A 659-nucleotide genomic window follows, 5' to 3' on the forward strand; every position below is an offset into this window, starting at 1 on the left:
CCGAAACCAAACGATCCAATGGATCCTAAGAATCCAGAGGGACCTAAGTGGANAGATGATAAGATCAAGTCAGCTCAACAAGAAGCTGTGAAGGAATTGAGCCGTACGATCAAGTACGTATACGAAGATGGTAAAGAAGCAGCACCAAGCTTCACAGACAGCGCTAAATTCACGCGTATTCTGAAGATCAACGTCGTAACGAAAGCGATCGTAGAAAAAGGCCCATGGACATCACAAGATGACGTGATCAAGGGACAAACTTCACCAGACATCAAGGGTTACGTAGCNGANAAAGCTAGCGTAGNAGATGTGAAGGTTACAGCAGACTCAGCNAAACCAGCTGATGAAGTCGTAACTTACAAGAAGGCTGATCAAAAAGCAACNATCACCTTCGTAGACCAAGCTAAGAAAGAATTGGCGAAGATCTCAGAAGGCGGTAAGTCAGGCGAACCAATTAGCCGTGACCAATACCTTGCGAAGTTGAAAGAATTGACTAACCAAGGTTACAAGGTTGTGAACGATGAGTTCAAGGATCCACAAAACTTTGATGATGATGCAAGCAAGGACCAAAACTTCACTGTTCAATTGGAAGAAGGCGTAGTACCATTCGATCCGAATAATCCGCCGAAACCAAACGATCCAATGGATCCTAAGAATCC

Annotated in this window: 1 protein-coding gene; it reads left to right on the forward strand. The window is 44.4% G+C overall.

Going from position 1 to position 659, the window contains the following annotated elements; all coding sequences use genetic code 11:
• Positions 1 to 18: 18 nt before the first annotated feature.
• A partial coding sequence (locus tag D8790_RS10665; RefSeq protein WP_446677487.1) for a mucin-binding protein occupies positions 19 to 659 on the forward strand: 641 nt, incomplete at its 3' end.

This window comes from Streptococcus cristatus (assembly GCF_003943535.1).
In the GTDB taxonomy this organism is placed as follows: Bacteria; Bacillota; Bacilli; order Lactobacillales; family Streptococcaceae; genus Streptococcus; species Streptococcus cristatus_L.